The sequence below is a fragment of the Sphaerospermopsis sp. FACHB-1094 genome, assembly GCF_014696195.1.
Taxonomy (GTDB): Bacteria; Cyanobacteriota; Cyanobacteriia; order Cyanobacteriales; family Nostocaceae; genus Sphaerospermopsis; species Sphaerospermopsis kisseleviana.
Map to the genome: position 1 here is coordinate 13,973 of NZ_JACJPT010000069.1, position 13,389 is coordinate 27,361.

General features: G+C 38.5%; 17 protein-coding genes. 10 read left to right on the top strand and 7 right to left on the bottom strand.

Annotated elements, in window-relative coordinates; all coding sequences use genetic code 11:
- The first annotated feature begins 100 nt into the window (after window positions 1-100).
- Entirely contained in the window at window positions 101-370 is a 270-nt protein-coding gene (locus tag H6F47_RS18610; RefSeq protein ID WP_137668830.1) for a hypothetical protein, read from the top strand.
- Between the two features lie 280 nt (window positions 371-650).
- Here the strand turns inward: H6F47_RS18610 and H6F47_RS18615 are convergent, their stop codons facing one another.
- Together H6F47_RS18615 and psbN are read right to left on the bottom strand one after the other, a co-directional pair.
- Entirely contained in the window at window positions 651-896 is a 246-nt protein-coding gene (locus tag H6F47_RS18615; RefSeq protein WP_137668831.1) for an AAA family ATPase, read from the bottom strand.
- A 92-nt stretch (window positions 897-988) separates the two neighbouring features.
- Window positions 989-1,126, bottom strand: a complete 138-nt coding sequence (gene psbN, locus H6F47_RS18620; RefSeq protein WP_096566031.1) for a photosystem II reaction center protein PsbN — start codon at window positions 1,124-1,126, stop codon at window positions 989-991.
- A 234-nt stretch (window positions 1,127-1,360) separates the two neighbouring features.
- Here psbN and psbH point away from each other — a divergent pair, with 234 nt between their 5' ends.
- The 3 genes from psbH (at window position 1,361) to pth (ending at window position 2,705) form a co-directional block, all read left to right on the top strand.
- Window positions 1,361-1,564 (top strand): photosystem II reaction center protein PsbH, encoded by a 204-nt coding sequence (gene psbH, locus H6F47_RS18625; RefSeq protein ID WP_096566033.1) that lies wholly within the window; start codon window positions 1,361-1,363, stop codon window positions 1,562-1,564.
- Between the two features lie 202 nt (window positions 1,565-1,766).
- Complete coding sequence (locus tag H6F47_RS18630; RefSeq protein ID WP_137667466.1) at window positions 1,767-2,018, top strand: TatA/E family twin arginine-targeting protein translocase; 252 nt, start codon at window positions 1,767-1,769, stop codon at window positions 2,016-2,018.
- Window positions 2,019-2,072: 54 nt separating this feature from the next.
- Window positions 2,073-2,705, top strand: a complete 633-nt coding sequence (gene pth, locus H6F47_RS18635; protein WP_190348041.1) for an aminoacyl-tRNA hydrolase — start codon at window positions 2,073-2,075, stop codon at window positions 2,703-2,705.
- Window positions 2,706-3,005: 300 nt separating this feature from the next.
- On the opposite strand, the gene rpsU is transcribed toward pth, so the two are convergent.
- Entirely contained in the window at window positions 3,006-3,185 is a 180-nt protein-coding gene (rpsU, locus tag H6F47_RS18640) for a 30S ribosomal protein S21 (protein WP_008226419.1), read from the bottom strand.
- A gap of 320 nt (window positions 3,186-3,505) precedes the next feature.
- On the opposite strand from rpsU, the gene H6F47_RS18645 reads away from it, so the two are divergent.
- The 3 genes from H6F47_RS18645 (at window position 3,506) to H6F47_RS18650 (ending at window position 6,108) form a co-directional block, all read left to right on the top strand.
- The gene (locus H6F47_RS18645) at window positions 3,506-4,930 is read left to right on the top strand and encodes an alkaline phosphatase (protein WP_242027438.1); all 1,425 of its coding nucleotides are present in this window, start codon (window positions 3,506-3,508) and stop codon (window positions 4,928-4,930) included.
- Window positions 4,887-5,792: an alkaline phosphatase gene (locus H6F47_RS28065; RefSeq protein ID WP_242027439.1), complete on the top strand. Its 906-nt coding sequence runs from the start codon at window positions 4,887-4,889 to the stop codon at window positions 5,790-5,792. Before H6F47_RS18645 ends, H6F47_RS28065 begins: the two co-directional genes overlap by 44 nt.
- A 121-nt stretch (window positions 5,793-5,913) precedes the next feature.
- Window positions 5,914-6,108, top strand: a complete 195-nt coding sequence (locus tag H6F47_RS18650) for a hypothetical protein (protein ID WP_190650437.1) — start codon at window positions 5,914-5,916, stop codon at window positions 6,106-6,108.
- Window positions 6,109-6,386: 278 nt separating this feature from the next.
- On the opposite strand, the gene rsmI is transcribed toward H6F47_RS18650, so the two are convergent.
- A complete protein-coding gene (gene rsmI, locus H6F47_RS18655) occupies window positions 6,387-7,244 on the bottom strand; it encodes a 16S rRNA (cytidine(1402)-2'-O)-methyltransferase (protein ID WP_190650440.1) in 858 nt (285 codons plus the stop codon).
- Window positions 7,245-7,409: 165 nt separating this feature from the next.
- Window positions 7,410-8,051, bottom strand: a complete 642-nt coding sequence (locus H6F47_RS18660) for a PH domain-containing protein (RefSeq protein ID WP_236104057.1) — start codon at window positions 8,049-8,051, stop codon at window positions 7,410-7,412.
- A 20-nt stretch (window positions 8,052-8,071) separates the two neighbouring features.
- On the opposite strand from H6F47_RS18660, the gene H6F47_RS18665 reads away from it, so the two are divergent.
- Entirely contained in the window at window positions 8,072-8,983 is a 912-nt protein-coding gene (locus H6F47_RS18665) for a sugar kinase (protein WP_190348043.1), read from the top strand.
- Between the two features lie 45 nt (window positions 8,984-9,028).
- Here H6F47_RS18665 and rimM read toward each other — a convergent pair whose 3' ends face one another.
- On the bottom strand, window positions 9,029-9,697 hold the full coding sequence (rimM, locus tag H6F47_RS18670; protein WP_190650442.1) for a ribosome maturation factor RimM: 669 nt from the start codon (window positions 9,695-9,697) through the stop codon (window positions 9,029-9,031).
- 5 nt (window positions 9,698-9,702) lie between these two features.
- Window positions 9,703-10,986: a valine--pyruvate transaminase gene (locus H6F47_RS18675; RefSeq protein WP_137667467.1), complete on the bottom strand. Its 1,284-nt coding sequence runs from the start codon at window positions 10,984-10,986 to the stop codon at window positions 9,703-9,705.
- 345 nt (window positions 10,987-11,331) lie between these two features.
- On the opposite strand from H6F47_RS18675, the gene H6F47_RS18680 reads away from it, so the two are divergent.
- Window positions 11,332-12,441 (top strand): S-(hydroxymethyl)glutathione dehydrogenase/class III alcohol dehydrogenase, encoded by a 1,110-nt coding sequence (locus H6F47_RS18680; RefSeq protein ID WP_190348045.1) that lies wholly within the window; start codon window positions 11,332-11,334, stop codon window positions 12,439-12,441.
- A 291-nt stretch (window positions 12,442-12,732) separates the two neighbouring features.
- Window positions 12,733-13,242: a DUF29 domain-containing protein gene (locus H6F47_RS18685; RefSeq protein WP_190650444.1), complete on the top strand. Its 510-nt coding sequence runs from the start codon at window positions 12,733-12,735 to the stop codon at window positions 13,240-13,242.
- The last annotated feature ends 147 nt before the right edge of the window (window positions 13,243-13,389 follow it).

Here is a 13,389-nt window from a genome sequence, read left to right on the forward strand (position 1 = left end):
CCCACCAAAAATCATCCAAAAACATCCTGTAAATCCTAAAATCCTGGTTATCCTGATTCAGACAAGAATATAATATAGATATAATTTCCACTAAAAACCTATGCAATCCCTCAACATTACATTACCAGATACATTAGCAAATGCTCTCAATAGTTATATCAAAGATCAGGAAAATCTATTACCTGCTAATGATATTATTGAAAATGCCATCATCGAATTTTTGAGTCAACGTGGTTATTTACCTCCAAAAAAACCAATTAACTTTACTCCTACAACTAAAGGAAGCGGATTTTTGGATACCTCGGTAAATCATGATCAAATTCTCGCTAAACAAATATACTCACAATCATTACCACCAAACACACCTTGAGAGCTATAATTGCTGACACTGGACCCCTTTATGCTGCTATAGATATAGATGATCAATATCATCAGCGTTCAAAAACTCAAATACAAAGAATCAATGCAGAAAATTTAACAATCTTAGTTCCCTTTCCTGTTTATCTAGAAACATATAATCTTTTGCTATATCGTCTGGGAACTGAACAAGCAATTAAATTTGCTAGAGATTGTATAGAATCAGTTTATTTTATTAACCCTTCCCAAGAACAGTATATAGCAGCAGCAGAAAAGGCTGCTTTTTTTCCAGATCAAAAAATTACTCTTCTATCAGCCCCAATTTTGGTAACAGCATCTTCAAAACTACTCACACCACGACTTTCATCAGGAATAGTAGTTAAACAGTCCTTTAAAAATTTTAAACAACTAATAAAATTACTCTTACCTGAACCATTAGAACCGATAAAAATATTCAAATTATCTAACTCTACAGGATGCGGTAAAGACAGATTTTTATAATTCTTATTTTCAATAAACTGTAAAATAGGTTGATTCATAAATGTTTACCTGTATAGATAAGCCGGGGATCTTAATTTTAACTTCCCCAAGGGTGGGCATAGCCCACCATTATACCAAACTAATCACGCTTTTAATCTTCGTGATCCTCAAAAGGATCAGCTAATTCCCTGCTTGGTGGACCAAAGGATGTGTAAATTGCCATACCAGTAATAGCAATCAGGATGGCAGAAAAAGAAACACCAAGCACTAAACCAGGTTCTAAGTCCATAAATTTAGAGTTATATTATGAGCGTTATCTTCTAGAATATTACAAAACTTAACGTAAATACTATATTCTCCATTCATTAAAGTCAGGTAAACCGCCCTACCCTGATAGTGGTATTATCGTCATAGTCAGAATCATCCCAAACGTAAGGTTAAAATCCTGCTGAAATATTGCAGCACCCTACAGAGGGGAATAAAAAAAATAAAAAAAGTTTTGGCAACTGATCTTAGGTGAACTATGGCACAACGGACTAAATTGGGAGATATCCTCAGACCCTTAAACGCTGAATATGGTAAAGTATCCCCCGGTTGGGGAACAACACCTTTAATGGGTGTTTTTATGGGTTTGTTTTTCGTATTCTTGCTCATTATTCTGCAAGTTTACAACAAGTCTCTGTTAATTCAAGACGTACTTGTTGATTGGCGCAGTTTAGGCGGCTAATTGCTACACAGCTATTATAACTTGGATACAAGTTAATATAGACCCGGCCTGTCCGGGTTTTTCAGTTAATAGGGAACAGGGAACTCTTAACACGAAACGGATAAAGAATTTTTCTCCCAGTCCCCAGTCCCCAGTCCCCAGTCCCCAGTCCCCAGTCCCCAGTCACCTGATATATTTGAAGATGAGCTAAAGGAAAAAAATAATGAATATATTTGGTATTGGTTTGCCAGAAATGGCTGTAATTATGGTAGTAGCTTTATTAATCTTTGGTCCTAAGAAACTACCAGAAATCGGTCGTAGTTTGGGTAAAACCATTCGCAGTTTCCAAGATGCTTCTAATGAGTTTCAAAACGAATTTAAGAAAGAAGCGGAAAAACTAGACCAACCTGTAAAAACCACTGCTGAACTCGAACCTAAACAAATAGAATCTACTAAACAGGATAATTCTGTCTAAAATTCTCCAAATTTCAGATTTATCCTCTAAATTAACCCAAAATCCAAAAATCGGATGACAGAAGCTGTTAAGCAACCTGCTTTGGTTATTCCCCAGTTAATAGTCGGGTTGGGGAATCCAGAGCCTAAGTATGATCAAACACGCCATAATATTGGTTTTGCGGCTATTGATGCTCTTGCCCACGCTTGGCAATTTTCTTTAACCGAAAATCGTAAGTTTCAAGGACATTTTGCAGAAGGTTTAGCACCTGGAGGCGGTAAAATTCGGCTTTTAAAACCGCTAACTTACATGAACCGTTCCGGGCAATCAGTCCAAGCGGTAACAAGTTGGTATAAAATACCTCCTGAATCTGTGTTAGTCATTTATGATGATATGGATTTACCGTTAGGAAAAACTCGCCTGCGTTTATCTGGTTCAGCAGGTGGACATAATGGGATGAAGAGTATTATTTCCCATTTAAATAGTCAAAACTTCCCCCGCTTACGCATCGGTATTGGTAAACCCAAAGGTGCAGCAAATGATGATAATGCTGACACGGTTTCTCATGTTTTGGGAAAGTTCTCTGCTACAGAATCAAAATTAATGAATGTGGTTTTAGACTTTGTGGTTGAGTGTGCAGAACTCACCTTAAAGCAAGGTGTAGAAAAAGCCATGAACCGTTGTAATAGCTGGAGTGCTGAGGGATAGGAGTTAGGAGTCAGGAGTCAGAAAGTAAATATTTATCCCCAATCACCAATCACCAATCACCAATCACCAATCACCAGTCACCAGTCACCAGTCACCAATCACCATTTTTGTTAGATGGAAAGCGATTTCCGCTAACTCCATCTAAGCAAGACAAAAGGCTTACGCACTAAGTTCCACCAATAAAATTACACCCCATCAGGGGTGTGTCGCAGCTTCCTGAATTATTTTAAGAACATGGTAAAGGTATTGTGCTTGATTTATAAGGATATCTCAAGCAATCCATTACTAAACCGAATAGGTTTATTTAAAACGGCGTTTCCGTCTAGCTGCGACTGCTTTACGTTTGCGCTTTTCCAGGGGGGTTTCAAAGTGACGATGATACTTTACGTCAGCCAAAATTCCAGCTTTGGAAACCTGGCGTTTAAACCGACGCAGGGCTGAATCTATTCCTTCGTTTTCTCCTAGAACCACTTGGGTCATTCTGGGTCTTTCCTCAATTTGTCAATTATCTCCATTGTAATATTAGCCGCAAACTTAGCAAAACTATATAGTGTCAAACGAGTTTGATCTTATTTTGGAATTAACTATCTTGCCCATTTAAGCTGATTCATAAATATTTTAAAATAATTAAAATTAATTAAAATTTTTACATCCTTAACTTGTAATTAAAACATAATTTAACAAAAATTAAGAAATAAATAACTTTCAATTAACCTTTTGCCGTGACTTCTCTTAACAATTACCCGTTTAAATGAGATCAAAATATATCTCAAACACTGAACTACTTATTCAGAGGTTTTATGGCTGGTAATCACGTCATTTTCATGCACCCAGATGGAACAAGTCCATCTCACTTTGCTTTTGCACGGTTTGTAGACCAAGGACCCGATGGGCGATTGAATTGGGATAAGATGTCTAATGCTGGTGTGTATCTTGGTCACATGGAAGACCAGTTAGGTGGAACATCTAACGCTGGTGCTGTGACTCACGCTACAGGTGTTAAAGTTTACGCTGAATCCTTTGGCTTTGAACTGAATAATTTACCAATTACTTCTCTTTCAGGAACTAATAAAACCATTGTTGAAGAAGCCAGAGATGCAGGAAAAGTTACTGCTTTAGTGCAATCTGGAGCGATCTATGAGCCTGGTACAGCTGCTTTTGTTGCTAAGACACAAGAAATTGTTAACCCTGATGGCACTCGCACTGTACCCCGCGCTCAAAATGCGGCAATTGCCGAACAGGTGATCAGGTCAGGCGTTAACTTCATCATGGGTGGTGGTGAACTTAACTTATTACCAGTGGGTACTAATGGTTTCCATGGTACTGCTGCCGAACTGGATGCTATTAGCACAAATTCTTTACAACGCCCCACGCAAAACCTGATCCAACTAGCTCAAAGCTTGGGTTATGTAGTTGTTTATACAGCAGATCAACTCAAATCCCTACTTGATTTACCTACAGCCCCAACAAAAGTGTTAGGTGTATTTGCACCTGTTCACACTTTTAACGATCGCCCAGAGGAAGTTTTAGCTGGACAGAGTTTACCTCTGTATCGGCAAACAGCCCCAACTATTGCTGAAATGTTGGATGTCACCCAGAAGTTGATGGAAAGACACCCCAACTTTAACAATGGTTCAATTACCATTGTGGAAGAAGAAGGTACTGATAACTTTGGTAATAACAACAATGCGGCTGGAACTTTAGAAGGTTTACGTCGTACAGATGCAGCCATTGGTGTAGCATTAGATTTCATCGAAAGACATTCTAACACCTTGATGTTGACGGCTGCTGATAGTGATGCTGGTGGTTTACAAGTAATAGACCGCACTGGTGCAACCGTAGGTACTGTTAATAATAACCCCACTACATCAAACCGCAACGTACCCTTAGATGGACAAACCGGTGCTAACACTGCGCCTTTCGTGGCTGCACCTGATGCAGATGGTGATGTGTTCAGGTTTGGTGTTGGTTGGTCAGGTACACCAGATTTTTCTGGTTCTATTGTTTCTAAAGCGCATGGTTTAAATGCAGATAAATTACCTGCAACTTTAGACAATACCAAAATTTATGAGTTGATGTATGAGACGCTGTTCAACGTTCAACTACCATCTCGTAATCCTGACCCCACACCAGCACCCAAAGCGACTCGACAGACGGGAAATGTAATTTTCATTCACCCGGATGGTACAAGTCCCTCTCACTTCATGGCACTTCGAGGTATTTAATGAATCCTTTGGTTTAAAAGAGGATAACACAACTATTACACCTGCTTCTGGTAAAGTTGGCTATACAATTTTAGAAGAAGCGATCGCTGCTGGTAAAGCAACAGCCCTCATTCAATCAGGTCACATTGGTGAACCTGGAACCGCCGCTTTTGCTGCTGCGACTACAAACCGCGTGGGCAATAACACCCGCGCCCGTGATAAAACTGCCGAAATTGCTGAACAGGTAATTCGTTCTGGCACTCAGATCATCATGGCAGGTGGTGAAGTTTACCTACTGCCCAAAGGTACTACAGGTTTCCACGTTACCGCCGCAATTGATGCTGCTTTCGCTGATGCCGAAGATCGTCCCACCACTAACCTGATTGATTTAGCAAAGTCCTTGGGCTATACTGTGGTCTACACAGAAGAGCAAATGAACACTGCCGTAGCAAGTGCTACTGCTTCCACAAAGTTACTCGGAGTTTTTGCTGCTAACCACACCTTTGACGATCGCCGGGAAGAACAATTAGGATTAAACACTGCTAATCCCTTACCTCTCTACCTAAACACTGCGCCTACAGTTGCAGAGATGCTAGAGGCATCTTTAAAAATTCTCAGCCAAGATCCTGAGGGTTTCTTTGTAGTTATTGAAGAAGAAGGTACGGATAACTTCGCTAATAACAACAATGCTGTAGGTACTGTGGAAGCACTACGGCGGGCTGATGCAGCTATTGGTGTGGCAATGAATTATGTTAATACCAAAGATCCAAATACTTTAGTATTTCCGGTGGTGCAGGTGCGGATGAGTTCTGGATCGCTGATGCTGAATTACCTGATACTGCTAATACTATCCTTGACTTCCAACCCACCTTCCGCACCCTAAACTGTCACACAACGAAAAATGGTCATTTGGGGATTTGAGATTGGCGATCGCTACCTAAACTTTAGACCATTTTGTATTAAAATTATCCTCAAAGGTCTTCAAAAATCCGAAATTACCGATTGTGACACTGGGGGGTGCGGAATGTGGGTTCCAAAGGGGTGTAGATGTCATTGGTGTTGGGGGTATTTCCTCAGCTACTTTGACTCTCAATGTTGTCAATGGTAATACGGAAGTTGGTTTACTTGGTAAAACTGTTGCTGTTGTTAATGGTGTGATTGGTTTGAATGTAAATACAGATTTTGCGTTTGTGTCTTAATTTTTTGGAAGAAACGAATCCCAAAGATGCAGATAACGCAGAGGAATAAGTGTTAGTATTTATGAACCGGGAAGAAGATTTATTTTTATCTTCTCCTGGTTTTTTGTTTTGATATTTAAAGCAGATAGATGAAAGCAGATAAATGTGGAACAGGCTTCTAGCCTGTTGATGGGCAAGACTTGTACTGAGTTTATCGAAGTATGCCCATCCCACATTTTATATTTAATTACAACCAGCTAGTTATCAATCTCTGTGTCTTCTGCGCCTGGAGTGGTTCGTTATTCATTATCTATTTCAATTGTTAATGCCAACTGATATAATTTATTCCGAGAAATTGATATTTCTTTTGCTAATTGTCTACTTGCTTGAGAACGAGAAGCACCTTGTTTCATCATTGCTAATAGTTCGGCTTTTAATTCTGCTTCTGTAATTTGTGGTTTGCTGGGTTCTATTCCTGCCACTAACAGGGTATATTCTCCTTGGGGTTCTTTTTGTTGATAATGGGCGATCGCTTCTTCTATTGTTCCTCGCCAAAATTCTTCATATAATTTAGTTAATTCTCTAGCTATTACTATCTGGCGATCGCTCCCTAATATATCTCCTAAATCTTTTAATGTCTCCCGCAACCGATGGGGAGATTCATAAAATACTAATGTCCTGGTTTCTATTAACAAAGATTCTAAATATTCCCTTCTTTGTTGACTTTTTGCAGGTAAAAATCCATCAAATATAAACCGATTTGTGGGTAAACCAGAAGCACTTAAAGCGGTAATGGCAGCAGTCGCACTGGGAATAGGAACAACATCAATTTCTGCATCTACACAAGCTTTAATTAACTCATATCCCGGATCAGAAATTCCTGGCATTCCCGCATCACTAACTAATGCGATCGCTTTTCCATATTTTAAAGATTCTAATATTTCAGGAATGCGACTATTACGGTTATGTTCATGATAACTCATTTGGGGTGTTTTAATTTGAAAATGTTGCAGCAATTTTCCTGTATGTCTGGTATCTTCAGCCGCAATTATATCTACAGATTGTAATATTCTCACCGCCCGAAAAGTCATATCTTCGAGATTTCCAATCGGTGTCCCGACAATGTATAATGTTCCTGGTTTGGGTTCAGTTGCCATAATTATTATTTTCTAGAAGACAACAGGTAGAAGGCTGTTTTTGTGTAAGCATTCAGCCGTCAGCTATCAGCAAACAACTAAAAAAAATCAATAAAATTTTGCTTATTTGATAACAAACCTTATAGCTGAAAGCTGATGACTGATTACTGATAGCTGAATGCTTGCTTAATTATTAATAAACTTCTCAAAAATTTCCCCAAAATCTTTTCTCACATAAGTTTCATGGGCATATTTTAACCAATTAAAAGCATACCAGTTAATAGCCTTAAACTGTTCTTCTGAAGTGGAAATATTAGTTGCTCTACCTACTGTACTAGAAGCAGTATTTAAGCTAGTTTGAGCATATTGGTAATAAACTCCATTTTCTTTTTGAATGGAAGAAATTTTTACCAATGCTTTGTATAAATCTTTTAAGGGAGCAATAAAATTTTTTGCCACATCAATAGAATAGGATTTATCCCCCATAACAAACTTAATTTCAATATCTAAATCTACCGTTCCTGCGGTTTCTAACCTTACATCTCTAATGATATTTTGACTGTAGCTATAACGATTTAGTAACCGTTTTTTGCTCATAGCAGAACTACCATCAAGATGGATTAATGCTAAATTTGTAAAACAGTATTCATCAGTTTTTGATTTAATCAAAAAGTAGATTTTTTCCCCTTCTTCGTGCATTACGTAATCATCACTATCAACCTTATTATAATCTTCTGGTTTAATCACAGCACCAATATCACTTAAACCCAGTGCGTCCATTGCCATGTTCTTAAACATAATTTCTGTTTCTCCTGTATAATTTTCCAATCACCAATCACCAATCACCAATGACTAAATCAGCTTTATTTGTCGGTTTAATTACTTTAGATTTAATTTACCTTGCCCAATCACCACCCCAGAACAATCAAAAATTAGTTGCTAATGATTATACTGTAGCAGCAGGTGGACCAGCAACCAACGCATCTGTTACATTTAGTTACTTGGGTAATAAATCTCAACTTTTAGGTGTTCTGGGTTCTCATTCCATGACACAATTAATTACTACAGATTTAGCAAATTACCAAGTAAGAATAATTGACTTAGATCCTAATAAACAAACATCCCCACCAGTATCTTCAATCATTGTTACCCAAGGTACAGGAGAAAGAGCAGTAATTTCTATAAATGCCGTAAAAACCCAAGCTGATATTAACTCTATTCCTGATGATATATTAGATAATATTGATATTATTTTAATTGATGGACATCAAATGGCAGTAAGTAAAATAATTGCCGAAACAGCGAAAAATAAAAATAAAAATAAAAATAAAAATATTCCTGTTGTTATTGATGGAGGAAGTTGGAAAGCGGGTTTTGAAGAAATTTTACCTTTTGTAGATTATGCTATTTGTTCGGCTAACTTTTATCCTCCCAAGTGCAAAAATCAAGCAGATATTTTTAATTATTTGCAAGGTTTTAACATCCCTTACATTGCCATTACTCATGGAGAAAAACCCATAGAATATTTAAGTAATAAAGAAAAAGGGTTGATCAATGTTCCCAAAATTAAAACCATTGATACATTAGGCGCGGGTGATATTTTTCATGGTGCTTTTTGTCATTATATCCTACAAAATAACTTTCCTCAATCCTTGGAATTAGCAAGTAATATTGCTGCGGAAGCTTGTAAATATTTTGGTTCACGTCGTTGGATGAAAAAATTATCAATTGTCAATTGTCAATTATCAATTGATCAGTAGGGTAGACATCTTGACTACCCCACAAGAATTTTTGATTAAATACTTCTAATCATTAATTGATAATAAACCAGGAGGAGGAGTAATTTCAATCCGCCGATTTTCCAAATCAACAACAGGAACAATTTCCATCACAAAAGGAATTAAAACAGTTTTTCCAGCTTTTTTTTCATCAAAAGCAGGATCAAACTTCACCTCTAATAAATCATGACCAGAAGGTAATAAATCTACAACTGTTCCGATTAAATCCCCAGATTCCTGCATGAAGACAGACAATCCTATTAAATCTATAACATGAAATTCCCCTTCTTCTAATTCAGGGCGATCGCTAATAGGGACAAACAACCGACAATCTCGCAGATTTTCCGCAGCAGTGCGATCACTCACCCCTTCTAATTGAATCACATATAGATTCTTACCCTCAATATACCGCCCTTGTAACAACTCCACCGGTTGCGGTTCACACTCCCCTGGCCGCAACATCCAGCGAGTACCCGCCTCCTCAAACCGTTCCGGGAAATCAGTATTAGGATAAACCCGCACCTCCCCACCTAAACCTTGAGGTGCAACAATTTTACCAATCTCGATCCAGTCATCAAGATCGGGGACTGGGGACTGGGGACTGGGGACTGGGGACTTTTTCTTTTTTCCCCCTGCTCCCTGCTCCCTGCTCCCCTGCTTTCTTCTCTTCGTGTCCTTCGTGTCTTCGTGGTTCATTCCTCTTACACACTCACCGCTTCACGTTGATAAACCTGTTCTGCTACCTTAGCCAAACGCTGCATACCGATAGTAATTTCCTCATCACTACCAGTCAAACTGATACGCAGACATTGATGTTTGTGTTCCCATTCATCTTTTAAACCAGGGAAGAAACCACTACCAGGAACAATAATCACACCCACTTTCTTTAATTCCTGGTAAAATTCCCAGTCAGTCATCGGTAAATCTTGCAGCCACAACCAGCCAAAAATCGCACCTTCACCCCGATGTAAAAACCAAGGTAAATTTTTGGGCATTGCTGCTGCTAACGTACTTTCTAATACCTCAAACTTTTGCTGATAGAAAGGTCTAATCACATTTTCCGCAATATCCGCTAATGCACCTGATTCTATCGCACGAGCAGCGATCGCCTGACCATATCTAGAAGAATGTATCCCTGCATTAGTTTGGAAACACTCTAAAGCTTGCAGCAGTTTTTCATCACCGATAGCTACCCCCAGTCTTTCCCCTGGTAAACCTGCCTTGGATAAACTCATACAATGAAGAATGTTATCACCAAATACAGGTTTCATCTCTGTAAAATTTAACGCTGGGAAAGGAGGCGCATAAGCTGAGTCTATCAAAACTGGTACATTGTAAGGTGCAGCTAAAGCGGCGATTTTCTCAACCTCATCATTAGTTAAAACGTTACCTGTAGGGTTGCAAGGACGGGAGAAAATCACACAACCAGTATTTTCATTAATAGAAAGTTGGCTAAAATCAGGACGATATTTAAAACGATGATTGGCGCTGTCAATATCTAAAGTAGGTTTATAAGCAATTAATGCTTCTGGGCATAAACTCACCCCACCATAACCTGTATAATCTGGACTTAAAGGTAAAACAATTTCTTTTAAATCCCCATCATCAGTATAGCCACCGTAAGAGTTAGCAGCGTAGAAATAAATAGTTTGACTACCAGCAGTAACTAAAATATTCCGTTCTGTTAAATTTAAACCATAACGCTCGTTAAAATCCTTCACCATCACGGAAATGAAAGGTGCATAACCCTGAGAAGAACCGTAACGACAAACAACTTCACCATACTCAGAACTAGCTAATAAATCTGCGGTACAGTCACGCCATAACTGCTCAACCTCTGGTAAAATCAGGGGATTACCCGCACTCAAATTATACAATACCTGCCCCTGATTGGCTCGGAGTGTTTCATTAATATCTTTCATAATCGCTCTTACGCCAGTCAAGTTAGACATTTGAGTGCCGATTTTAGTAAGGGCAGGTTTCATCATGTTTGTTACAAAATAAAGGAATTGTTATTGAGATTTAGATTTTAACAAAATCTGCGAATCACCGTACCCGAAAATCATTGAAAAAACATTCAAAAATAATAACCCAAGTTGCTAGTTAGGAATAGGAGTCAGGAGTTAGAAGTAAACAATAAAACCCCAGTTTGTGAGACTGGGGGGTTTCTCTTGTAATCGGTACTAATGTACTATACGGTAATAGAGTTTGGCAAGTGATCGCTCAGAAAAAATCTTGAGTGAGTAGGTGACAGGTGACAGGTGACAGGTGACAGGTGACAGTAGTATTAACTTTAGATTAGATCAGTTAATTTAGGGGAGAAGTGAATAATGGAAGTGAAAGCAGCGATCGCTTACAGTGCAGGTAAACCGCTAACTATTGAAACCGTGCAACTCCAAGGACCACAAGCGGGGGAAGTATTAGTAGAAATTAAAGCTAGTGGAGTTTGTCATACTGATGCTTATACCCTTTCTGGTGCAGATCCAGAAGGTTTATTTCCCGCTATTTTAGGTCATGAAGGTGCTGGTGTGGTTGTGGAAGTGGGGGAAGGTGTCAAAAGTGTTAAACCCGGAGATCATGTCATTCCTTTATACACTCCCGAATGTCGGCAGTGTGCATATTGTTTAAGCTTTAAAACCAACCTCTGTCAAGCTATTCGCGCTACCCAAGGACGGGGAGTGATGCCCGATGGTACGAGTAGATTTAGTATTGGTGGTGACATGATTCATCATTATATGGGTACTTCTACTTTTGCTAATTATACGGTGTTACCAGAAATTGCAGTTGCTAAAATTCGGGAAGATGCGCCTTTTGATAAAGTTTGTTATATCGGATGTGGTGTAACTACGGGCATAGGTGCAGTTATTAATACAGCTAAAGTTGAACCTGGTGCAAATGTGGTAGTTTTCGGTTTGGGGGGAATAGGTTTAAATGTGATCCAAGGGTCACAAATGGTTGGCGCGAATATGATTGTGGGTGTGGATATTAATCCCAATAAACGCGCCTTAGCTGAAAAATTTGGGATGACACATTTTGTCAATCCTAACGAAATTGAAGGTGATTTAGTTGCGTATTTAGTAGATTTAACTAAAGGTGGTGCTGACTATTCTTTTGAATGTATTGGTAATGTAAAAGTTATGCGTCAGGCTTTAGAATGTTGTCATAAAGGTTGGGGAGTAAGTGTTATTATTGGGGTAGCTGGTGCAGGTCAAGAAATTAGCACTCGTCCCTTTCAATTAGTAACTGGAAGAGTTTGGAAAGGTTCAGCTTTTGGCGGTGCAAGAGGGCGGACAGATGTACCGAAAATTGTAGATTGGTATATGGATGGAAAGATTAATATTGATGATTTAATTACTCATGTAATGCCCATTGAAAAAATTAATGATGCTTTTGATTTAATGCACAGAGGGGAATCAATAAGAAGTGTGGTGACATTTTAGGTAATGGGTAATTGGTGATTGGTAATTGGTAATTGGTAATTGGTAATTGGTAATTGGTAATTGGTAATTGGTAACAAATAATTACAGCCGTTTCCTAAGTTATGAGGTACAAGGCTAACAGGCAGGATGCCTGTTCCACAAGGGTTTTATGATTTCCGTTTGTACCTCACTAAAATGAAATATGCTGTATCTATGAACTTTCACCTGTCACCTGTCACCTGTCACCTGTCACCTGTCACCTATTCCATGATGTATATATTATAATTATTACAGTTCACCAGATTTTTGATTATGCAAGTTCCTAAAATTCAACCAACCGCAGCAAACCTGAAAGATCATTTTCAAGATCATCTCTATGAAATTGACTTTTATCAATGGACTCAACAACAAGCTAACTTTCTACGACATCAACAATGGCATGATTTAGACTTATCAAATTTAATAGAGGAAATTGAATCTTTGGGTAGAAAGGAACGACAAGAATTAAGAAACCGTCTGAGTATTTTAATCGGACATTTATTAAAATGGGAATATCAACCAGGTAAACGCAGTCGCAGTTGGTTAGCAACAATTCGCATTCAAAGAAGGGATATCTTAAAATTATTAAATGAAAATCCTAGTTTAAAATCTCAACTAGAAATATTGAACAGTGAAGCTTATGAAAATGGTAGAGATTTAGCATCAGGAGAAACAAACTTACCATTTTCAACATTTCCAGAACAATGTAATTATAGTTTAGATGAAATTGTCAAAGATAGCTTTTTACCCGGTGAACCTGCAACCGATGATTTAATAAAATAAACTTTATTTGGTAATTGGTAATTGGTAATTGGTTTATTAACTTTCCCCTGACTCCTGACTCCTGACTCCTGACTCCTGACTCCTGACTCCTGACTCCTGACTCCTGACTCCTGACTCCTGACTCCTGACTCCTGACTCCTGACTCCT